19 protein-coding genes and 1 pseudogene are annotated in these 21,727 nt (G+C 64.5%); 8 read left to right on the top strand and 12 right to left on the bottom strand.

The genetic code is table 11. The features are described from left to right. Nucleotides 1-42 precede the first annotated feature (42 nt). From NKK51_RS06385 to NKK51_RS06375, 3 genes are all read right to left on the bottom strand, one after another. The gene (locus NKK51_RS06385; protein WP_352551827.1) at nucleotides 43-1,056 is read right to left on the bottom strand and encodes a substrate-binding domain-containing protein; all 1,014 of its coding nucleotides are present in this window, start codon (nucleotides 1,054-1,056) and stop codon (nucleotides 43-45) included. A gap of 100 nt (nucleotides 1,057-1,156) precedes the next feature. Continuing rightward, nucleotides 1,157-2,065, bottom strand: coding sequence for a sugar phosphate isomerase/epimerase family protein (locus NKK51_RS06380; protein ID WP_352551825.1), 909 nt, complete (start codon nucleotides 2,063-2,065; stop codon nucleotides 1,157-1,159). Continuing rightward, on the bottom strand, nucleotides 2,062-3,093 hold the full coding sequence (locus NKK51_RS06375) for a Gfo/Idh/MocA family protein (RefSeq protein ID WP_352551823.1): 1,032 nt from the start codon (nucleotides 3,091-3,093) through the stop codon (nucleotides 2,062-2,064). The genes NKK51_RS06380 and NKK51_RS06375 overlap by 4 nt, the downstream gene beginning before the upstream one ends. A 196-nt stretch (nucleotides 3,094-3,289) precedes the next feature. On the opposite strand from NKK51_RS06375, the gene NKK51_RS06370 reads away from it, so the two are divergent. Then, on the top strand, nucleotides 3,290-4,315 hold the full coding sequence (locus NKK51_RS06370; RefSeq protein ID WP_352551822.1) for a LacI family DNA-binding transcriptional regulator: 1,026 nt from the start codon (nucleotides 3,290-3,292) through the stop codon (nucleotides 4,313-4,315). A 141-nt stretch (nucleotides 4,316-4,456) separates the two neighbouring features. Here the strand turns inward: NKK51_RS06370 and NKK51_RS06365 are convergent, their stop codons facing one another. Both NKK51_RS06365 and NKK51_RS06360 read right to left on the bottom strand, forming a co-directional pair. Next, a complete protein-coding gene (locus NKK51_RS06365) occupies nucleotides 4,457-6,010 on the bottom strand; it encodes a trimethylamine methyltransferase family protein (RefSeq protein WP_352551820.1) in 1,554 nt (517 codons plus the stop codon). 12 nt (nucleotides 6,011-6,022) lie between these two features. Next, a complete protein-coding gene (locus NKK51_RS06360; RefSeq protein WP_352442253.1) occupies nucleotides 6,023-8,434 on the bottom strand; it encodes a GcvT family protein in 2,412 nt (803 codons plus the stop codon). Between the two features lie 294 nt (nucleotides 8,435-8,728). Here NKK51_RS06360 and NKK51_RS06355 point away from each other — a divergent pair. Then, nucleotides 8,729-10,211, top strand: a pseudogene (locus NKK51_RS06355) (esterase-like activity of phytase family protein). Between the two features lie 170 nt (nucleotides 10,212-10,381). Next, the gene (locus tag NKK51_RS06350) at nucleotides 10,382-11,854 is read left to right on the top strand and encodes an MATE family efflux transporter (protein WP_502902447.1); all 1,473 of its coding nucleotides are present in this window, start codon (nucleotides 10,382-10,384) and stop codon (nucleotides 11,852-11,854) included. Between the two features lie 33 nt (nucleotides 11,855-11,887). On the opposite strand, the gene NKK51_RS06345 is transcribed toward NKK51_RS06350, so the two are convergent. The 3 genes from NKK51_RS06345 to NKK51_RS06335 all read right to left on the bottom strand — a co-directional run bounded on the left by NKK51_RS06345 (nucleotide 11,888) and on the right by NKK51_RS06335 (nucleotide 13,855). Continuing rightward, a complete protein-coding gene (locus tag NKK51_RS06345; RefSeq protein WP_352551817.1) occupies nucleotides 11,888-13,099 on the bottom strand; it encodes an MFS transporter in 1,212 nt (403 codons plus the stop codon). A 184-nt stretch (nucleotides 13,100-13,283) separates the two neighbouring features. Next, entirely contained in the window at nucleotides 13,284-13,685 is a 402-nt protein-coding gene (locus NKK51_RS06340; RefSeq protein WP_023813119.1) for an SH3 domain-containing protein, read from the bottom strand. A 20-nt stretch (nucleotides 13,686-13,705) separates the two neighbouring features. Continuing rightward, on the bottom strand, nucleotides 13,706-13,855 hold the full coding sequence (locus tag NKK51_RS06335; RefSeq protein WP_352551815.1) for a hypothetical protein: 150 nt from the start codon (nucleotides 13,853-13,855) through the stop codon (nucleotides 13,706-13,708). 72 nt (nucleotides 13,856-13,927) lie between these two features. Between NKK51_RS06335 and NKK51_RS06330 the strand changes: the two genes are divergently transcribed. Beyond that, entirely contained in the window at nucleotides 13,928-14,503 is a 576-nt protein-coding gene (locus NKK51_RS06330; protein ID WP_127293041.1) for a TMEM175 family protein, read from the top strand. 53 nt (nucleotides 14,504-14,556) lie between these two features. Here the strand turns inward: NKK51_RS06330 and NKK51_RS06325 are convergent, their stop codons facing one another. Then, nucleotides 14,557-14,838, bottom strand: coding sequence for a hypothetical protein (locus NKK51_RS06325; RefSeq protein WP_023813121.1), 282 nt, complete (start codon nucleotides 14,836-14,838; stop codon nucleotides 14,557-14,559). Between the two features lie 187 nt (nucleotides 14,839-15,025). Between NKK51_RS06325 and NKK51_RS06320 the strand changes: the two genes are divergently transcribed. Continuing rightward, complete coding sequence (locus tag NKK51_RS06320) at nucleotides 15,026-15,892, top strand: SDR family NAD(P)-dependent oxidoreductase (RefSeq protein WP_352551813.1); 867 nt, start codon at nucleotides 15,026-15,028, stop codon at nucleotides 15,890-15,892. A 3-nt stretch (nucleotides 15,893-15,895) separates the two neighbouring features. Here NKK51_RS06320 and NKK51_RS06315 read toward each other — a convergent pair whose 3' ends face one another. The 3 genes from NKK51_RS06315 to NKK51_RS06305 all read right to left on the bottom strand — a co-directional run bounded on the left by NKK51_RS06315 (nucleotide 15,896) and on the right by NKK51_RS06305 (nucleotide 17,826). After that, nucleotides 15,896-16,321: a low affinity iron permease family protein gene (locus NKK51_RS06315; protein WP_023813123.1), complete on the bottom strand. Its 426-nt coding sequence runs from the start codon at nucleotides 16,319-16,321 to the stop codon at nucleotides 15,896-15,898. Nucleotides 16,322-16,624: 303 nt separating this feature from the next. Then, nucleotides 16,625-17,266 (bottom strand): DapH/DapD/GlmU-related protein, encoded by a 642-nt coding sequence (locus NKK51_RS06310; protein ID WP_352551811.1) that lies wholly within the window; start codon nucleotides 17,264-17,266, stop codon nucleotides 16,625-16,627. Between the two features lie 68 nt (nucleotides 17,267-17,334). Then, nucleotides 17,335-17,826 (bottom strand): CreA family protein, encoded by a 492-nt coding sequence (locus NKK51_RS06305; RefSeq protein ID WP_352551976.1) that lies wholly within the window; start codon nucleotides 17,824-17,826, stop codon nucleotides 17,335-17,337. Nucleotides 17,827-18,054: 228 nt separating this feature from the next. Between NKK51_RS06305 and NKK51_RS06300 the strand changes: the two genes are divergently transcribed. The 3 genes from NKK51_RS06300 to NKK51_RS06290 all read left to right on the top strand — a co-directional run bounded on the left by NKK51_RS06300 (nucleotide 18,055) and on the right by NKK51_RS06290 (nucleotide 21,506). Beyond that, a complete protein-coding gene (locus NKK51_RS06300; RefSeq protein WP_352551974.1) occupies nucleotides 18,055-18,633 on the top strand; it encodes an SCO family protein in 579 nt (192 codons plus the stop codon). Between the two features lie 10 nt (nucleotides 18,634-18,643). Continuing rightward, nucleotides 18,644-19,516 (top strand): 50S ribosomal protein L11 methyltransferase, encoded by an 873-nt coding sequence (locus NKK51_RS06295; protein ID WP_352551809.1) that lies wholly within the window; start codon nucleotides 18,644-18,646, stop codon nucleotides 19,514-19,516. Between the two features lie 145 nt (nucleotides 19,517-19,661). After that, nucleotides 19,662-21,506, top strand: coding sequence for an aminopeptidase P family protein (locus NKK51_RS06290; protein ID WP_352551807.1), 1,845 nt, complete (start codon nucleotides 19,662-19,664; stop codon nucleotides 21,504-21,506). The last annotated feature ends 221 nt before the right edge of the window (nucleotides 21,507-21,727 follow it).

Raw genomic sequence — 21,727 nt, 5'->3', positions numbered from 1 at the left:
CCCGCCGGCCGGGCCTGCCAGCCCGGCGGGCGGCTTGGGAGGTCAGCGCAGCGCCTGCTTGGCGAGCTCGGCGACGATCTCGTAATTTTCGGGCGTGACGAAGCCGGCGCCGGTGTCGACATTCACCGGCGCCAGCCCCAGCACCACCTGCTGGCAGAGGCTGAGGATCGGCAAATAGCCCTGCAGGAACGGCTGCTGGTCGGCGGTCAATTGCACCCAGCCGCCCTTAAAACCCTCGACGATCTGCGGGCTGGTGTCGAAGCCGAAGTTGAAGATCTCGCCCGCCTTGCGTCCGGCCGCCTGCATGTAGGTCGAGACATTGCCGAGCATCTGCCCGCCGGGATAGCCGACCGCCTTGACGTCGGGATTGTTGAGCAGTGCCGCGGTGATCACCGGAATGGCCAGATTGGGATCGGACGCCCATTCGCCGCTCGGCGGTGAGGACAACTGGATGACCTCGACGCCGGCCTCCTTGAGCGCCGCCACCGTGCCGCGCTCGCGCGCGCCGCGACTTTCGTTTTCGAACGGGCCGATCATGATCGCCTTGTCGCCGGCCTTCAGCTTGCCGAGCTTGAACGCCTCGGCGCCGAGCGCGCGGCCCTGCTGTTCCTGCTGGGCGCCGACATAGCCGCCGCCAAATGCCGCCATCACCTTCGGCACCGGCACGTTCTGATACATCATCTTGATGCCGTCCTTGTGCGCCTGTTCGGCGAGCGGCATGATCGACGCGTCGCCCGGATGGCCCATCATGGCGATGCCGTTGGGCTTGACCGCGACGGCCTCGCGCAGTTGCTGCACCATCTTTTCGATGTCCCACTGGGAGAAGATGTAGTCGACCTTCGGCCCGAGATCGGCCTCTGCCTGCTTGGCGCCATTGTAGACGATGGTGCCGAAAGCGTCGCCCTCGGCGCCGCCGACGAAGAAGCGGATGTGGACATCCTTGCACCATTTGGCGTCGAGCGCCTGCGCGGGCAAGGTGGAGACCGCAGCGGCAAGCACCGTGGCGGCGGCCACGACGGTCGAGCGCAGAACTGTCCTTCTCATCGTCATGCTCATGCACTTATCCTCCCTTTTTGTCCTCGCAAGCGAGGGGTTTCGACATTCGCTTCGGCAATGCGCGCTGCAGACATCCCGGCCGGCTCCTCCCGCCGGCCGATCACATCGGGTTCGGCAGGTAGCTGGCGCCTCCCCGGCATTGCTTCAGATATTCCAGCGCCCGCACCTGCCCGGTGATCTCGAGATCGTCGCGATAGACCGGGTCGTGCCAGCCTTCGATATCGATGGCACCCTTGTACCCGGCCAGCCGCAATTCGCTGATCACCCGCGTCCAGTCGCTGTCGCCGAAGCCTGGCGTGCGCATCTGCACGAACGGCAAACGGCCGAACACGCCATGCTCGCGGATGACATCCCAGCGCACCGTCGCGTCCTTGCCGTGCACATGGAAGATGCGCGGCGCCCATTTGCGGATCTGCGGCATCGGATCGATCAGATAGACGAGCTGGTGGCAGGGCTCCCATTCGAGGCCCAGATTGTCGTCGGGCACTTCGTTGAACATCAGCTCCCAGGCGTCCGGATTGTGGGCAATGTTCCAGTCGCCGGCGGCCCAGTTGCCGTCCATGGCGCAGTTCTCGAACGCGATGCGCACGCCCTTGTCGGCGGCACGCTTGGCCAACGGTCCCCAGACCTCCTTGAAGCGCGGCAGGCTGTCCGTCAGCTTCTTGCCGCGCAGGCGGCCGGTGAAGCCGCTGACCATCGAAGTGCCGAACAGATGCGCGTTGTCGATCACCGTCTCCCAGGCCTTGAGCACGCCGCGATCGACCTCGCCGTCTTCCAGCGGATTGCCGAACACGCCGAGCGAGGACACGATGACGTCGGCATCGCCGATCGCCTCGCAGATCTGGCCGGCGAGAAGCGGCAGGTCCTTGCCGCCAAGCGTTTGCCAGAAGAAGGGCTGGATGCTCTCGAAGCCGTGCGGCAGGATCTGTTTGACGTAAGCCGCCGGGTCGTCGAGATTGGCCCGCACCATGGTGCCGATCCGGATGTCGAGAAGCGGGTTCGGCGTCATTGTGCGTCCTCTGCGATTGTCACGCGGCGGCCGGTCTCGGCGCTTTCGATGGCGCCGAAAACCATGGCCAGGCTCTTGATGTTGTCGGCGCCGCGCGTTTCCGGCTCGGTGCCGGTCTCGATGGCGTGCACGAAATCCTGGAGAATGCCGAGATGGCCGCCGACGCGATCGGACGCATCGAGCGGCGGCACCGCGATCGGCTGGGTTTTGTCGAACATTCCGTCGCGGCCCGGCATCACTGCTTCTGCCCTCAGCTCGTCATTGCCGTCCCAGAGGAGGCTGCCGCGCTCGGCGACGATGCGCCATGTACTTTCCCAACTGGTGCGGAAGCCGGCGGCGCACCAGCTGCCGGCATAGGTGAAGATCTTGCCGCGGCCGAGATCGAAGACGGCGCTGGCCGACGATCCCTGCCGGTACCAGGAATTGGCCGGCTCCCATTCCTGGCAATAGACATTGGCCGGCTCGCCGGCGACCATGTAGCGGGCGGCGTCGAAGGTGTGGATCGCCATGTCGAGCAGCAGCACATGCGCCATCTCCTCGCGAAAGCCGCCGAAATGCGGCGCGACGAAGAAGTCGGCGTGGATGCTGGTCGGCGTACCAATGGCGCCGGAATCCAGGAATCTGCGGATGCGCCTGACATTGGCGACATAGCGGCGGTTCTGCACGACGGCGTGAATGCACCCGGCGCGGCGCGCGGCCTCGACGATGGCGCGCGCATTTTCCGGACTGTCGGCGAGCGGCTTTTCCGTCAGCAGATGGCAATTGTGGGCAAAAGCGGAAAAAGCGACTTCGCGCCGGGCGGCTGGAACCACCACGTCGAACACCGCTTGCGGTTTGGTCTGGTCGAGCACGGCGTCGAGATTGCTGCCGATGAAGGCATTGGTGAGATCGTATTCGCGCGCCCTCGCCCGTGCCCTCTCGGCTTCGATATCCACGAGGCCGACAAGGGTGAGCCCGCGGATCTGCCTGATGGCATCGAGCCAGGCCTTGCTCATCGCTCCGCAGCCGACCAGGACGACATCGATCATCCAGCGCTCCTCCTCCGCTCGGTCCCTCCAGACCGATCGTCACGGCATCCACGGCAGGACCGTAAACGTTTTTCCGTAAACGTTTACGAGAACACACCCGAAGGCGTAGAATGTCAATTGGCCGTTGGCGAAAATCGTCCTGTCGCCTTGGCCTGAGCGGCTACCGGTGCTAGCCAAGCAAGGGGAGTACAGTCACTTGGCATCCAGCATTCACGACCTTGCCCGTCACTTGAACATATCGATCGGCACGGTGTCGCGAGCGCTGAACGGTCGCGCCGATGTAAATGCCGACACGCGCCAGCGCGTGCTCGAGGCGGCCAGGACGCTCAACTATTCGCCGAACCAGTCCGGCCGCAGCCTGAGGCAAGGCGCCACCCATTCGATCGCCTTCATGCTGCAGCCGCATCCCGGTGACCAGCAATATGGTGAGCCGTTCTTCATTCCATTCCTGATCGGGCTGCAGGCCAGGCTTGCCGAAAGCGGGCTCGACCTGACCGTGGTCATGGGGGCGCCAGGCGACTACCAGCAGGAGCGCCTGCGCCGTGTCGTCGAAACGCGCCGCGCCGACGCGGTGCTGCTGGCCTGGACGCGGCGCGAGGACGAGCGCATCGACTATCTCACGCAAGCCGGCTTTCCCTTCGCCACGCTCGGCCGCAGTCGCTCCGGGGCCAAGTCCTATCCTTCCCTCGACCTCGATTTCGAGAAGGCCGGCGCCGACGCCGTCGACCGCCTGGTGGCGCGCGGCCACCGCCGCATCGCCGCCGTCCGTCCGTCGCTCGACCTCAACTTCGGCTATTTGTTCCTGGCCGGCTACCGCAAGGCCCTAAAGCGGCACGGCATCGAGATCGACCCCGAGCTGATCGCCTCCGGCTTCATCAACGAGGCCGGCGGCTACGAGGTGACGCCTCAGGTGATGCGCTCCAAGGCCCCGCCAACCGCCATCATCTTCAACAATGATGCAATGGCGCTGGGCGGCTGCAAGGCGCTGGCCGAGATGGGCATCAGGCCGGGCCACGACATGGCGGTGACCGTCATCGTCGACACGCCGCTCTGCCGCTATTTTTCCCCGGCTCTGACCGCCTTCCGCCCGGCGCTGGAGCCAATGGGACAACGCCTCGCCGAAATGCTGCTGGCGTCGCTTCCCGCCTTCGCCGGCCCGGAAGGTCCACGGATCATGCGCGAGGTCTGGCCGCTGGACCTGGTGGCGCGCGACAGTGATTGATGGTGGCAGCAGGACCGCCGATGTCGTCGTCCCCTCAAACAGCACACCGGTGCGCAGTGCACCGGCCGCAACCTTGAATGCGCGGGAGGCGCTGCAGGTTCCGGATCGCGCCACAATGAGGGCGATCAGCGAGAGCAAGTCTCAAGATACCGGCGCCGCTCCGCCCTCTGCCGTGCGCCGCGCGATAAACTCATCCAGCACGCCGGCGGTGGCGGCAGCCGTTGCCGGCGGCGCGAAATCGGAAAGCACCCGCCTCCAGACACCGGTGGCGCGCTCGCTCGCCGTCTTCGAGCCGCTCTGCGTCCAGTTGCCGAAATTCGACCAGTCGGCCACCAGCGGTTCGTAGAAGGCGGTGCGGTAGCGCGCCATGGTGTGGCCGGCCGAGAAGAAGTGGCCGCCCGGCTGCACCTCGGCGATCGCTTCGAAACCGATGGAATCGCTGTCGCCAGGCGTCGGGGCACAGAGCTCGGCCACTGTCTGCAAAGCCTCGATGTCGGTGACCAGCTTTTCGAAGGAAACGCTTAAGCCCCCCTCCAGCCAGCCGGCGGCATGGATGCACATCGTCGCCCCGGCCAGCACCGAACCCCACAGCGCGAACTGCGTCTCGTGCGCGGCCTGCGCGTCGGAGATGTTGGCCGCACTGCCGCCGCCGGACCGCCACGGCAGCCCGGTGAAGCGCGCCAGCTGACCGGCGCCCAGCGTCGCCTTGACATGCTCGGGCGTACCGAAGGCTGGCGCGCCGGATTTCATGTCGACATTGGAGGAGAACGAACCATAGACGACCGGCGCACCCGGCCGCACGATCTGCGCTAGCGTCAGCCCGGCCAGCGCTTCGGCGTGCTGCAGCGTCAACGCGCCGGCCACCGTGATCGGCGCCATGGCGCCTGCCAGGCAGAACGGCGTGATGACGGAGATTTGGCCCGCGCGGGCCAAATCGATGATGCCTTGCGCCATCGGGATGTCGAGCTGGCGCGGCGAGTTGGTGTTGATGACGGTGTAGCAATATGCATTTGCCAGAAACTCGTCCTGCGACAGGCCGCGCGCCAGCCGCAGCATCTCGAACCCGTCCTCGACCTGCGGCGTACCGCGCGCGAAGACGAATGGAAACTTGTCCGACAGCGTCAGCTGCGCGCGGTTGACGGCATAGTGCCGAAAGCGGTTGTCGACATCCTGCGGTTCGATGCAGGGCCCCAGCATATGCAGCACGTCGAAATGCTGCACCAGCCGCATGAGATCCTCGAAATCCGCCAGTGTTCCCGGCCGCCGGCCGCGCTCGAGATCGGTGACGTTCGGTGCTCCGCTCCCGGCCAGGAACGCCATCGAGCCAAGTTCGAGCGTCAAATCGCGCGCGCGGGAACCGGCATGGGCGTGGATCGAGTTCGGCGCCGAGGCCAGTGCCGCCGTCACCATGTCGCGACCGATGCGCACCATGTCGGTGTCCGGATCGACCAGGGCGCCGGCATTGGCGAAAAGCTCACGCGCCTGCGGCAGCAGCACCTTGATGCCGAGCTCTTCCAGCACGCGCAACGCCGTGTCATGGATGGCGGCGACCTGATCATCCGAGAAGATCGGCTGCGGCAGGAACGGATTCTTCAGCGAATGGTAATTGGGCCGGCGGCTGCTTTCGCTGCCTGCCTCGCCCGTGCGTCCACGCCGGCGCTCGCGCCTGCTGTCCCGTGCCGCGTCATCGACCATGGTGTATTCTCCTCATTGCCGCATCGCCTTGCCCTCGGGATCGTAGGGCGAGGCCGCGATGACGCGTGCCGGCCGCTCGACGCCTACAATGTGCACCGAAAGCGCCGTCCCCTCCTCGGCAAAATCGTCGTCCACCAACGCCAGTGCGACGCTCTTGCCGATCGTGTAACCAAATCCGCCCGAGGTGACGAAACCGACGCGCCGACTGTCATGCCAGACTGGCTCGAAACCGCTGGCATCGGCATCAATAGCGTCGATCTCCAGCGTCACGATCCGCTGCGAGGCACCGGCGTCGCGCTCCTTCAACGCCGCTTCGCGGCCGATGAAGTCGCTCTTGCCGAAAGCGATGAACCGGTCGAGACCGGTCTGGCCCGGCGTGTAGCCTTGCGTGAATTCGCGCGACCAGATGCCAAAGCTCTTCTCCAGCCGCAGCGCATTGAGCGCATAGTAGCCGATTTCGGCAAGGCCCAGATCCTCGCCAGCGCCCAGCAGCGTGTCGCGCAGAGTGGCATGCATGGTCACGGGGCAACTGATTTCGAAGCCGAGTTCGCCTGATATCGACAGCCGCGCAACACGTGCCTGCACCATGCCGATATCAAATGCGCCGCAGGCCATGAACGGCAGCGCTGCGCCGGAAACATCCTGATGCGTCGTTCGCTCCAGTATTTTGCGCGCGTTCGGCCCCGTCAGCAGAAAGCCGCTCATCGTGTCGGAGAGGTCGTCGACGGTGACGCCTTCAGCCGCATGGCTCTCGAACCAGCGCATGTGGAATTCCCGGAGATAGTAGGAGCCCATCAGCCAATAGCTGCCGCCGCCCCAGTTGAAGACGGTGAGGTCGCCCTTCAGCCGTCCGTCATGACCGAGCATCGGCGCCAGGCCGGCCCGCCCCGGCTTCGGCAGCCTGCAGGCGAGCAGCCGGTCGAGCCAGGCTTCCGCACTTGGCCCCGCCACCGCATAGCGCGAATAGGCCGAGATATCGACGAGACCGGCGGCGCGCCGCACCTGCAGCGCCTCGTCGCCGACGATGTCGAAGGCGTTGGAGCGCCGCAGCGTCGTGTTCTCGGCAAATCCCATCGGCGCGAAATAGGCCGGGATTTCCAGCCCCCACGACGCTGTCCATTCGCATCCCGCGGCCGTCATGCCGTCATAGGCGCCGGGGCGTTTCAGCGGCCGGCCGGCGGGCAGCCGCTCATTGGGAAAGGTCATGACGAAGCGGCGCGAATAGAACTGGCGTGTCGTCTGCTTGAGATATTCCCGGTTGGCGGCGAAGGCGCCGTAGCGGGCGATGTCCATGCCAAAGATGTCGGCCTGCGGTTCGCCGAAAATCATCCATTCGGCCAGCGACTTGCCGACGCCGCCGCCCTGGCTGAAACCGGCCATGACGCCGCAGGCGACCCAGTAATTCTTCAGCCCGCGCACCGGCCCGACAATCGGATTGCCGTCCGGCGTGAAGGTGAAGGCGCCGTTGACCCATTTGCGGATGCCGGCCGTCGCCAAGCAAGGGAAGCGCTCATGCGCCTTGGCGAGTTCCGGGCTGATGCGATCGATGTCTTCCGGGATCAGTTCGATGCCGTAGTCCCATGGCGCGCCATCCATGTTCCAGTGCTTCGGGTTCTGCTCGTAAACGCCCAGCAGCACGCCCTTGCGCTCCTGCCGGAGATACGAAAAGCCGTCGAGATCGACGGCGATGCCGATTTCCTTGTCCAGCGCCGCGATCTCGGGAATGTCCTCAGTGATGAAATAATGGTGCTCCATCGGCGTCACCGGCAGGTCGACGCCGGCCATGCGACCGAGCTGCTTTGCCCACAGCCCGCCGGCATTGACGACATGCTCGGCGATGATGGTGCCCTGCTCCGTGACGACATCCCAGCGACCGTCGGCGCGCGGCTTCAACTCGACCACCCGGTTGCGCAGTATGATGTCGGCGCCGCGCTTTTTTGCAGCGCCGGCATAGGCGTGCGTCGTACCGTACGGGTCGAGATGGCCTTCGTTGGAATCATGCAGACCGCCAAGCACGCCGGAGACGTCGACGATCGGGCAGATCGCCTTGATCTCGTCGGGCGTGACGAGGCGCGCGGTCTCGATGCCAACCGACTGGAACACCGCCCAAGCCGATTTCAGCCACTCCCAGCGCGCGGGATCGCTGGCGATGTTGACGCCGCCCGTCATGTGCAGGCCGATATCCCAGCCGGATTCGGCCTCGATCTCCCGGTAGAGATTGATGGTGTAGTCCTGCAGCGCCGCCACGTTGGGATCCGCGTTGAGCGCATGGAAGCCTGCCGCCGCGTGCCACGTCGAACCGGCCGTCAGTTCGGCGCGCTCGATCAGCGCCACATCGCTCCAGCCGAACCGCGTCAAATGGTAGAGCACCGAGGCTCCCACCACGCCACCCCCGATGACGACTGCGCGGTAGTGCGACTTCAAGGCTTCCCCTCCACGGTTGGTCCGAAGGCCGGACTATATACGCACTAGACATAAGTGTCCAGTACCAGCGCGCGCGGCCTTTTTTGCCGGTCTGAGACTGACGGAATGATCTTCCGCCAGGCGCACGTTTCTATCGGCACGTGAAGAAGACCGCCGGCATGCACTGCGCGCTGTCACGCAAGCATCATGTTCGCGCCGTAGACCGCGTTTCGGGGAGGCCTGCGCGGCATCATCGATGTCGCGCCTCTTTCAGTTTTTTCGTCCCGCGGCACATCCGGCACAAGAGGATTATCCATGAAACACCTGTATCGAACCGCGTCGCTCGGCGTCGCGCTGGCCTTGTTCACCGCCTTGACGCCGGCCCTCGCCGACAGCACCGCGACCGTCGGCGGCACGAGCTTTGTCAACAAAGGGCTGGTCGGCGTCGGTCGCATCCCGGCCGCTCAGCGCGACAAGTTCGGCGAGACGTTTGGTTCGGGCTCCGGCATGTCGATCGACACATCAGGCTGGACGCATAAGGCCGCTGGCTACAAAGGTTCGCTCTGGCTGCTGCCGGATCGCGGCTACAATGTCGTCGGTACCACCGACTACCGGCCGCGCCTCAACACCATCGGCATCGAGTTTACCCCGGTGGCACCAGATGCGGCACCTGCTGCCGGCCAGCGGCAGACCGGCGTCAAGGCAACGCTCGCCGACACCATGCTTCTTACCGACGACAAGGGGGCTGATGCCACAGGCCTCGATCCGCTCAACGGCGTGCGCGCGGCAAGCGGCGACATGCCGATCCTGCCGCAAGCCGACAATGGCAAGCTGGCGCTCGACAACGAGGCGATCGTGCGGCTGCCCGATGGTTCGATGTTCATCTCCGACGAATACGGCCCGAACATCTATCGGTTTTCCGCCGACGGGCATCTGCTGTCGGCAACCCAGCCACCGGCCGCCCTCGTGCCGATGCGCCACGGCACGCCGAACTTCGCCTCGGACAATCCGGGACCCGGTGCCGCCGAGCCCGATCCGAAGGATCCCGAAACCGGCCGCCAGAACAACCAAGGCCTCGAAGGCATGGCAATGACGCCAGACGGCAAGTTCCTGATCGCCGTGCTGCAGTCGGCGCCCCGGCAGGACGGCGGCGATTCGCCCGCCACGCGCCAGAACACCCGCGCCCTCGTCTACGACGCATCCGACCTCGGCCATCAAGCTGGCGCATGAGTATGTCGTGCCGCTGCCGGTGTTCAAGGATGCCAAGGGCAAGACCAAGGTCGCCGCGCAGAGCGAGATCGTGGCACTGTCGGATCAGACTTTCCTGATGCTGGCGCGCGACAGCGGCAACGGCCAGGGGCTGAAGGGCGACACCTCGCTTGTGCGCCAGATCTTCGTCGTCGACGTCTCGGCCGCGACCGACATCGCCGGCGGCGCCTTCGACGCCGCTGACAAGCCGGTCGCCCCCAAGGGCGTCGTCGACCCATCGGTGACACCGGCCAAGCTGACGCCATTCATCGACATCAACGACAGTGCCGAGCTCGGCCGCTTCGGCCTGCACAATGGCGCGCCCAACGACCAGGATAACCTGTCCGAGAAGTGGGAGGCGATGTCAGTGGTCAGCGTTCTGGATCCGAAGCTGCCCGACGACTACTTCCTGTTCGTCGCCAACGACAACGACTTCCTCGCCCAGGACGGTTTTCAGGTCGGCGCGCCCTACAAGGCCGAAGACGGCGCCAATGTCGACACCATGTTCCTGGTCTATCAGGTCACGCTGCCGGGTCTGACCAAGAAGTAACCACCACTGCCCGGGCGGGCGCGCTTGGCGCGTCCGCTGGGGCTCGCGGCTGGGCATGAACGGGGCAGCGGCCTTTCAACCGTGCGGCGCGTTCGCAAGGGTGCATCTCGGTACCGCCTGCGATATCATCGTGGACTGGATCCAAATCACCATCCGCCGAGCTGCCCGCCATGGACGAAAAAATGCCCGCGCGCCGGCGCACCGGCGACCTGACCAGCGGCCCGATCCCGCGCACGCTTCTGCTGTTCGCCCTGCCGGTGCTCGGCTCCAACGTGCTGCAGTCGCTCAACGGTTCGATCAACGCCGTCTGGGTCGGCCGTTTCCTCGGCGAATCGGCGCTGACCGCCACCTCCAACGCCAACCTCGTCCTGTTCCTGATCCTCGGCACTGTGTTCGGCATCGGCATGGCGGCCACCATTCTGGTGGCCCAGTCGGTCGGTGCCCGCGACCTGCCCGAGGCGCGCCGCATCGTCGGCACCAGCGCGACGTTCTTCTTCCTCGTCTCGGTTGTCTTCGCGGTCTGCGGCTGGATCTGGGTCGACGCCATTCTCAACACGCTCGGCACACCGGCCGATGCCTTGCCGCTGGCGCGCTCCTATCTGCGCATCATCTTCGTCGCCGTGCCGATGATGAACCTTCTGTCCTTCGTCATGACCGTGCTGCGCGGTGCCGGCGATTCACGCACGCCCTTCTTCTTCATGGCGCTGGCCGTCGTCCTCGACATCGTGCTCAACCCATTGCTCATCCGCGGCATCGGGCCGTTTCCCGAGCTCGGCATCGCGGGCTCCGCCACGTCCACGCTGATCGGCCAGACGGTAAGCGTGATCGCCATCCTGATCGTGCTCTATGTACGCAGGCATCCGCTGCGGCTGGCCGGCGCCAACCTCGCTCTGCTGCGGCCCGATCCCACCTTGCTTCGCATCGTCGTCTTCAAGGGCGTACCGATGGGTCTGCAGATGATTGTCATCTCCGCGGCTGCATTGACAGTGATGGGCATGGTCAACTCCAACGGCTCACAGGTCGCCGCCGCTTACGGCATCGCCGCCCAACTGTGGACCTACATCCAGATGCCGGCGCTCGCCATCGGCGCCGCGGTGTCCTCGATGGCGGCACAAAATGTCGGCGCCGGGCGCTGGGACCGGATCGGCCGCATCGCCGCCTCCGGCGTCGGCTTCAACCTGGTCCTGACCGGCGCGCTGGTTGCCGTGCTGTCGGTTTTCGACCGTTCGGTGCTGAGCCTGTTCCTGAGCAGCGACAGCGCGGCGATCGACATCGCCGTCCACATCAACAATGTCGCCTCGTGGTCGTTCATCCTGTTCGGCATAACCATCGTGCTGTTTGCCACCGTACGAGCCACGGGTGCCGTGATGCCGCCGCTGATCATCCTGGTCATTTCGGTGCTGATCGTGCGCACCGGCTTTGCCTATTTCATGCGTGGCGTGATCGGCGAGGAAGCGCTGTGGTGGAGTTTCCCGGTGGGTTCGATCAGCTCGCTTGTACTGGCCTCTGCCTACTACCGTTTCGGCCGCTGGCGCACCACGCACATGATCGAGAACAGACCGGCAGCCGGCGAGCCGCCGGACACCGGTCTTGGCGTGCCACGCGGACGCGCGCATCTTTCGCCTGAAACACCGAACGGCTGAAGCTAACCCGGTTCCGCTGGACAGCTCCAGGGCTCAACGCCCGTGTTGTTTCAGCTCAAAAGCCAGTGCCACCAACGCAAACGCCACGATCACGCCGGCGAATGCCAGGCTGGCGGCGATGGGACTGGCATAGGTCGAAACGATGCCAATGCCGATGACGGGCAAGGCGTTGCCGACAAAGCAGCAGATGAAGAAGCTGGACACCACTTCGGCGCGACGAGCCTTCGGCGCGATCTCGTTCACTACTTGCAGCCCGCCACGGTAACCAAGCGCCGCCGCAACGCCGCAACAGGCCGTCGCAGCAACCATCAGTGCCATCGAGGCCAGTATCTGCGCCGCCACCACCAACGAGACGCTTGGGATCATCAATGCCAGCGCAGCCAGCATCGCTTTGTTGCTCTTCATGTGCATCAGAACGACAATGCTGATCGCGGTGACGATCGCCAGTTCGAAGAACAGCGCGCCGGCGACGGCGTGGTTGGTCACATGCAGTTGCTGCGCCAGGATGCTCGGCGCCAACGCGGCGTAGAACCCGACCAGCGCCATCGCGCCGAAGCCGGTCACCGCCGGCGCGACGAAGCGCGCACGGATTTCCTCCGGGACGGAAAGTTGCGGCCGCAAGGAAAGCCGCCGCAGGCCGCCCGGCTTCGCCATCGTTTCGCGAGTGCGCCAGACCAGGACCGTTACCACCAAAAGTGCTGCCAGATAGACGATGAAGATCAGCCGCAACGGCCATGGCTCATATTCAGCCAGAAGTCCCGAAATCAGTGCGCCGAAGCCGAGGCCGAGGAAATTGGTGCTGGTGGCGATCACACTGGCGCGCGACTTGTCCGCGCCGGGAAGAAGCTCGGCAATCCACGCGGTTCCGGTCCCCGCGCCGACGCCGATGCCAAGCCCGCTCAGGATGCGAGCGACGTCGAGCGAGACGACGTTTCCGGCAAACAGGAAGACAAGCGCACTGACGATGGCGACAAGCATCGCCGCCAGGCTCGCGGGCCGGCGCCCGACGACATCGGACACCCCGCCGAACATCACCAATGCCGCCAGATTGCCGACGACATACACGGCGTAGATCAGCGTCAGGGTGATTTGTGAAAAGCCGAATTGCTGCTTGTACACGATATAGAGCGGCGTCAGCACCGTGCTGCCGGCAAACAGCACCGCAATCATCGCGGCGACGGTGGGGATTGCAAGAGCCTCGCCACCTGCTCCTTCGTGCGTATGCGCAAAATTGCGAATGGCCATGGCCAACCTCGTCACCAATTTCGGGGATCGAGGACTTAACGCGGTTTCATCCACGACGTTCCAGCCGACAGGGAGGCTCCTGACAGCACCGTGGACATTGCTTGAGCGGGATATCCGCCGGCTGAACAGGCTCTGATCGGGGCCAGCGGCTCCGATCCGTCATCTATCGCTCAACCGGTCGGCCTCACCTGCAGGGGAAGCCGGGCGCGATCTTGCACTTGCCGGGGCGCGGCTTGTGCGGCGGGCGATGGTGCGGAGGACGGTGCGGCCTGTGCTGCCAGTGCGGCCGATGCGGCGGGCGCACGATGATGATCGGCGGGCGAACGATTTGGGAGCGTTCGAGATAACCGGCGCTGGCCCAGCCGCTCACGCCGCCGCCGTGGATTCTACACCAGCCCGGCTGGCAGCCGGTGACATTGACCCTGAAGCCGGCGGGCAGCGTTCCCACCCTGGCGTATCCCGCTCCCGGCCCGCTGCGGACGTTGAGGTTGGTCGAGGTGTGGGCGCTGTAGGCGAAGGCCGCGGCCGACGTCCCGAAGACCGCGGCCAGGATGGTCGCGACCACAAGCAGAAAACGAAATCTCATCAGTCCCCTCCATTCGAATCTCAGCCGTACATCTGCTTCGGCCAAGACTGCCCTGCAAGAGGAGCGGCCAAGCCAAGAAAAGTCAACGGTGGGCGGCCGTAATCGTCCTGACCAGCGGGACTGATGCCGGATTTTCCTTGGACATGGTTGAGGAATTCCCCGGTTGCCATTTATTGGCTCCCCAACATCCGCTAGCGTTTACTCTCTCTTTCGACAATTCATCGCGGGCAAAGGTGGGATCCATGGGCAAAGGCAGGGTCGAGGCATTCACCGATGGTGTCGTGGCCATTATCATCACCATCATGGTGCTTGAGTTGAAAGTGCCGCACGGCGAGGACTTCTCCGCCCTGGTGCCGTTGTGGCCGATCTTCTTCTGCTACGTGCTGTCCTTCATCAATGTCGGCATCTACTGGAACAACCTGCACAACATGTTCCACGCCGTGCAGCGGGTCGACGGGCGCGTGCTGTGGGCCAACCTCAATCTGCTGTTCTGGCTGTCGCTGATGCCGGTGACCACAGCCTTCATGGGCGAGAACCACTTTGCGCCGGTGCCGGTCGCGGTCTATGGCACCGACCTCGCGCTATGCGCCATCGCCTACACCATACTCGCCGCCGCGCTGCATCGCCTGCACGGCAATGATACCGCCTTTGCCAAGGCGCTGGGTACTGACCGCAAGGGGAAGCTCTCGCTGGCTGTCTACATCGCAGCCGTCGTGCTGACCTTCGTCAGCCAGTGGATCGGCGTCGCGCTCTATGTGCTGGTCGCGATGATTTGGCTCGTGCCGGATACGCGCTTTGCGCGGGTGATTGAAAAGTAGCTGTCTTCACGCATTTTCAAGGCAAAGCGCTGCACGTCGTTCCCAGAGTTGCGCTACTTGCGCATCGCTTTCAGTTTTTCCGCCACCGATGCGGCGAGGTCTGCATAGCGCTCCTCCAGCCGTTCCGCGGCCTTGATGATCGAGAAATCATGGCCGAACTTTTCCAGCGCCATGCGCAGCTTCTCGACGAACTCGGCTTGTTTCTCCAGGGCGGAAAAGAGCGTCTTCACCTGCGTTTCGCTGATGTCGGGATTGGCCAGCATCTGCGGCACCTCGCGGCCCATCTGGTCGCCAATGGCGGTCTGTTCCTTCAGGATTGCAACCCAGTCCGTCAATCAGGAAATCTCCGTTTGTCCCCAGGGCTAAAGTTTGTTTTGTCCCCAGGGCAAAATCTCTTTTGCGGAGGCAAAGGGCAACATGCGCAGCCTCGACCGAACTGGTCAACCCGACAAGGCGAGCAGAGGCTTGCACCGACCGGTTCCGGCGCTAAGTTCGGCGCATCGAACAAGGAACCCATCGCCCATGATCACCGACGCCGAGATCCAGACCGCCCTGCCCGCGCTTGCCCCAGGCAATGCCGCCGTGATCACCGGCGCCGCCAGCGGCATCGGTCTGGCGGCCGCCAAGCGGCTTGCACTGATGGGCATGAAGATCGTGCTGGCCGACATTGGCGGCGCGCGGCTTGACGACGCCTCGCGCGCCGTTTCTGCGATTGCCGGCGACGATGCCGTGCTTGCCGTCGCCGCCGACGTTTCGAAGGCGGATGAGGTGGACCGCCTCGCCGAGAGGGCGTTCGGCGCCTTCGACGGCGTGTCGCTGCTGATGAACAATGCCGGCGTCGGCGACAATCCCGGAAAGCCATGGGAAAACCGCGACGCCTGGAAACGGCTGCTGGACATCAACTTCTGGGGCGTCGTGCATGGCGTGGAGGCCTTCGCGCCGCGAATGCTGGCCTCGGCCGGGCCGGGTTTGATCGTCAACACCGGCTCCAAGCAAGGCATCACCACGCCGCCCGGCAACCTTGCCTACAATGTCTCCAAGGCAGGGGTGAAAACCTTCACCGAGGGCCTGGCGCATGCGTTACGCAACGAACCCGGCGCCCATGTCGCTGCCCATCTGCTGATCCCCGGCTTCACCTTTACCAGCCTGACCGAGGGCGCGACGGAAAAACCGGCCGGCGCCTGGACCGGCGAACAGGTTGTGGATTTCATGCTGGAATCCCTGACCAGAGGCGATTTCTACATGCTGTGCCCGGACAATGAGGCGGCCCGCCCGCTGGATGAAAAGCGCATGGCCTGGGCGATCGGCGACATCATCGAAAACCGCCCAGCCCTGTCGCGCTGGCACCCGGACCACAAGGACAGTTTCGCGGCGTTCATGAAAGGCTGATTTTCAGGCCGCCTGCTTTTTCGACCCTCGCTTCCTCGCCACAACCTTCTTCGCCGCCGTGTCGGCGATCTGTTCGTCATGCCGCTTTGCCGCACGCTCGCATTTGGCGCGGATTTCCTCGACTTCGGATTCGGTCAGATGCTCGATGCCTATGAAGTGGTTGTGGCCCTTGCCGACCCGGATCAGTTCGTCGAGCTTGGCCTGGATCGCCGCGCCGTCGCGGTTCTGAGTGTTCTGGATCAGGAAGACCATCAGGAAGGTGATGATGGTCGTGCCCGTGTTGATGACGAGCTGCCAGGTGTCCGAAAAGCCGAAGAACGGACCGCTCACCGCCCAGACGATGACGATCAGGCAACAGAGGGCGAATGTCGGCGGCAGGCCGGCTATGCGGGCGACCCAGTTGGCGACCTTGGTGAAATGCTTTTCCATCTATCGAAATCCTCAACGCTGCGGCGCGATGAGAACAATCAGCGACCGTTTCAGGTTCCCGATGCAAGCAAATACCTCAGGTACAATTGCCTACACGCATAGGGAGAATAGCCTGGAAAACACGCCTTATGGGTTCAATGTCACAATGACCCTGCAGGCGAGAGTGCCTGTTCCTTCCGCTTCACAGCGGTTTAACTCCAGCCCCTTCCGCTGCGCCACCCCCGCATGGCGGAAGGGGTTTCAGTCCGGCGGGCCTTGAAGCGCGTCGCCCGACTCCGTCTCAACGCTACGCACTTGAGCTGGTCAGACGGCGTCGTTTTCCCAGCGATCGAGGAACGCTTCGATCGGCATTGCCTGCATGTCGGGAACCGCTCTGGCCAGCTTTTCGACCGGCCAGTCCCACCAGGCGAGAGCTTCGATCCGCGCCGCGATATCCGGAGCGAAGCGTGGCCGGAGAGCCTTCGTCGGCACGCCGGCGACGATCGCATAGGACGGCACGTCACGCGTCACCACGGCGTTGGCGCCGATGACGGCACCGTTGCCGACGGCGACCCCAGGCATGATCACCGCGCCGTGGCCGATCCAGACATCATGGCCGATGGTCACCACTTTCGCCTGCCGCCGCTCGCGGAAGGCGGCATCGACGCCCAGCCAACGAAAATACTCGTTCGGCCGGTAGCTGAGCTTGTGCTGGGTCAGCCGCTCTATGGGATGCTCCAGCGCATTGATGCGGCTGTTGGCGGCGATAGAGCAGAATTTGCCGATCGTCGTGTAGATCGCTTCGCAGTGGCGTTCAAAATAGGAGAAGTCGCCGACATTCACCTCGCGCAGCACCACCCGCTCGCCGATCGAGGCATAGCGGCCGAGCTTGCACGCCTTCAGTTCCGCGGTCGGATGAATGCGCGGCTCGGAATCCTTCGGCACAAGACTTTCAGTACGGTCCATGCCGGCGGCTTTACCCCCGAGCGATTGGTCCCGCAAGCGGGACCAATCGTCCGAAGGTCGGCAGCCTGTTACGGCTTGCCTTTGCTCCACACCACGTTCTGACCGTAGAGCGGCACGGTGGTGACCGACATTTTGGCCGAGCCGTTCTGCACCTGGCGCGAATGCGAGAGATAGATCAGCGTCTCGTTGGCCTTGTCGTAGATGCGGTTCACCACCTGTTTCTTCCAGATCAGGCTGATGCCTTGCTTGAACACTTCCTCGCCGCCCTCGCTCATGTCGATGTCACCGATGGTGATCGGACCGGTCTGGCGGCAGGAGATCGAGGAATCGGACGGATCCTCGAACCAGTTGCCCTTGTGCAGGCGATCGATGATGCCGCGATCGAAATAGGAGACATGGCAGGTCACGCCCTCCACTTTCGGATCCTTGATCGCCTCGACGATGATGTCGTTGCCGAGCCAGTCGACGCCGACCTTGCCGACTTCCTCGGCGACCGCGGCACCGGCGCCAAGGACAACGCAGGCGGCCAAGGCGCCGCCGATCAGTTTCCGCCCAATCAGTCCGTGCCCAATCAGTCGTCGCCCAACCAGTCGTCGCAAAGTAGCCTCCTGCGGTTCGAGTTGCCGGTCACAGGTGGGGCGAGCAGCCCGGCTTTGCAAGCAGATAGGTCGACACCGCCGCGGTTGCGGCAACGCGGCACTTTGCCTGTGCGAGGCCGAACCGCTAAGACTGTCGCACAGGCGCGGCATTGAGCCGGCGCGGCGATTTCTGCAGACGGACTTTTGATGATGATGCGTTCTATCCTGGTCGGCATTCTCGTCCTGATGGCGGCCGGCATCGGCTGGCTGACCTTCGACTGGTACCGCGGCCACTATGGCGGCGAACCGTTCGGGGCCGCCTTCACCCTGGTCGACCAGAAAGGCACGCCGATCACCGAAGCCGCCTTCAGGGGGCAGCCCAGCGTCGTCTTCTTCGGCTTCACCCATTGCCCCGAGGTCTGCCCGACCACGCTGTTCGAACTGGCCCGCTGGCTGAAGACGCTCGGCGACGACGGCAAGAACCTGCACGCCTATTTCGTCTCGGTCGATCCCGAGCGCGACACGCCGGAAGTGATGAACGCCTATGTCAGCAATTTCTCCGACCGTATCGTCGGCATCACGGGCGCTCCGGACAAGGTCCATGCCATGGCCAAGTCGTTCGGCATCTACTGGAAGAAGGTCGACACCGGCGACGGCGACTACACGATGGACCACACCGCCTCGGTGCTGCTGCTCAACGCCAATGGCGACTTTGCCGGCACCATCGCCTACGGCGAAAGCGCCGATACGGCCATCGCCAAGCTGAAGCGGCTGGCGGCGAAAGGCTGATTACCTTTTCATGACCCAGACGCGCCTTTACTTCACCACCGGAAAGATCGAGTCCGTCAGCATTTTCGCGGCGCTTGAGGCAGCCTTCGAGGAAGAGGGGCTGCCGATCGCCGTCCTGGAGGTCGACGAGGACAAGGACATCCACGAAGTGTCGCTCTATGCCGATGGCGACGTCGATGCGGTCGAGACCCGCTTGAACGAGATCCTTGCCGGCCTTTCCCTATCGAAGCCGATCAAGCGCGAGGCCCTGCCCGACATCGACTGGGTGGCGCATTCGCTGGAAGAGCTGAAGCCGGTGCGTGCCGGCCGTTTCTTCGTCCACGGCGCGCATGACCGCCGCAAGCGCCACAGCGGTGAACTGGCCATCGAGATCGAGGCCGGCCTCGCCTTCGGCACCGGTCACCACGGCACCACAGCCGGCTGCCTGGAAATGCTGGAGAAAGTGGTGCGGCGCGAGCATCCGCGCAATGCGCTCGACCTCGGCACCGGCAGCGCGGTGCTGGCGATCGCCGTCGCCAAGCTGGCGCATATTCCTGTGCTGGCCACCGACATCGATCCGGTGGCGGTGCGGGTGGCTGCCGCCAATGCGCGGCTCAACCACGTCAAGGCACTGGTGGAAACAGCAACAGCACCAGGCTTTCACCATCCGATCTTCGGCAAGCGCGCGCCCTTCGATCTGATCGTCGCCAACATATTGGCGCGGCCGCTGATGCGGCTGGCGCCGCAAATGGCCGATCACATCGCACTTGGCGGCTCGATCGTGCTGTCGGGTATCCTCGAGCGCCAGCGGGACGCCGTCATCTCGGCCTATGTCGGCCAGAATTTTCGCCACGTGCGCACCTTGCACCGCGAAGGCTGGGTGACGATCCATCTGAAGCATTGAGGCATGCAGGCCGGCAACGACCGAGCTTGGACCAAGTTCCGCCGATTGTCAGCCAAGCGATGCTGTAGCAGGTTGCGCGCAGCCGGAATCGATTCCGATTTCCGCGACCGTACGCTACGGTTGCGCTGACCGCAGGAGGCCCACAATGTTCCAGACCTTCGATTCCGCCGGCGACCCGGCCGTCGGCAAACCGCGTGTGGCGTTGCTGCGCCAATGGCTTGAAGCCAACGAGCTGGACGGCTTCATCGTGCCGCGTGCCGACGAGCATCAGGGCGAATATGTCGCCGACCGCTCGGCGCGGCTGAAATGGCTGACTGGCTTCAGCGGCTCGGCCGGTGTCGCCATCGTCCTGCGCGACCGCGCCTTCGTCTTTGTCGACGGGCGCTACACGCTGCAGGTGCGCAGCGAGGTCGATCTCGACGTCTTTTCGATCGAAAGCCTGGTCGACAATCCCCCGGCCGTCTGGCTGAAAGACAATCTTGGCAAGGGCGCACGGCTCGGCTTTGATCCATGGCTGCACACGATCAGCGAGGTCAAGGCGCTGCAGGCTTCGGCCGACAGATCGGGCGCTGTGCTGGTGCCGCTCGACAAGAACCCGATCGACATTATCTGGAAGGATCAGCCCGAGGCGCCGGTGGCTCCCGTCGAGCTTCACCCGATCGGCTTTGCCGGCGAGCTTGCCAAGGACAAGCTGGCGCGGCTGGCGGCGGCGATCGCCAAGGATGGTGCCACCCATGCGGTGCTGACCGACCCCTCCTCCATCGCCTGGGCCTTCAACATCCGTGGCGGCGACGTGCCGCACACGCCGCTGGCGCTCGGCTTCGCCATCCTCGCCGCCGATGGGTCGCACCAGCTTTTCATGGATAAGCGCAAGTTCTCGCGCCAGGTCGCGGCCTACCTCACCCAGCTCGCCGAGCCGCATGAGCCCGGCGAATTCGAAGCGGCGATTGCGGCACTTGCCAAGAGTGGCGCGAAAATCGCGCTCGATCCGGTGCTGGCGGCCGACAGGCTGCGCATGCTGGTCGAGGCCAATGGCGGCGTCGTCGTTGCAGCAGCAGACCCCGCCCGCATCCCGCGCGCCACCAAGAACCAGGCCGAAATCAACGGCTCGCGCGCCGCGCATCGGCGTGACGGTGCCGCCGTGGCGAAGCTTCTGTGCTGGCTGGAGCGGCAAAAACCCGGATCGCTCGACGAGATATCGGTGGTCACCCGGCTGGAGGAACAGCGCCGGCAGACCGGCGAGGAAACGCAGATGCCGCTGCGCGATGTCTCCTTCGACACCATTTCGGGCGCCGGCCCGAACGGCGCCATCATGCATTATCGCGTATCTCGCGCCACCAGCCGCAAGCTGCAAGCCGGCGAGCTGTTCCTGCTCGATTCCGGCGCGCAGTATCAGGACGGCACCACCGACATCACCCGCACCGTGCCGATCGGCCATCCGACGCAGGAGATGCGCGAACGCTTCACCCTGGTGCTGAAAGGCATGATCGGCATTTCCACCTTGCGCTTTCCCGCCGGCACGCGCGGCTCCGAGATCGATGCCGTCGCGCGCATGGCGCTGTGGAAGCACGGTTGCGACTTCGCCCACGGCACCGGCCATGGCGTCGGCTCGTATCTGGCCGTGCATGAAGGGCCGCAGCGTATCGCCCGCACCGGCACCGAAAAGCTGCTCGAAGGCATGATGCTGTCCAACGAGCCGGGCTACTACAAGGAAGGCGCCTACGGCATCCGCATCGAGAACCTGATCCTGGTGACGTCGGCGCAAGAGATCGAGGGCGGCGATATCGCCATGCACGGCTTCGAGACGCTGACGCTGGCGCCGATCGACACAAGACTGGTGCAGTCGGACCTCCTGACGCGCGACGAGTTGCACTGGCTGGACACGTACCATGCGCGCGTGCTGACCGAGATCGGCCCGATGCTCGACGGCGAAACGCTGGCCTGGCTGGAAAAAGCCACCGCGCCGCTGCCGCACGACGCGAAGATTTGAGGTGAGCTTCTTTCTCCCGTTTACGGCAGGACTATCGCGTATGGAATTCTTGAGATGGCTGCCCGGCACGGACCCCCACCCCTAACCCCTCCCCACAAGGGGGAGGGAGACTTCCGTTGGCGCTGACCCAGGAGAATCGCCTGTCTTTTCGGCGCCAAGAAGAATTAAAGGCACGCGGCAGCGTTCCCTCCCCCTTGTGGGGAGGGTTAGGGTGGGGGTTC

The organism is Mesorhizobium sp. M0011 (assembly GCF_040324155.1).
Classification (GTDB): domain Bacteria; phylum Pseudomonadota; class Alphaproteobacteria; order Rhizobiales; family Rhizobiaceae; genus Mesorhizobium.
Note: the sequence above shows the minus strand (reverse complement) of the source record. Positions and strands in the feature narration are given on the sequence as shown.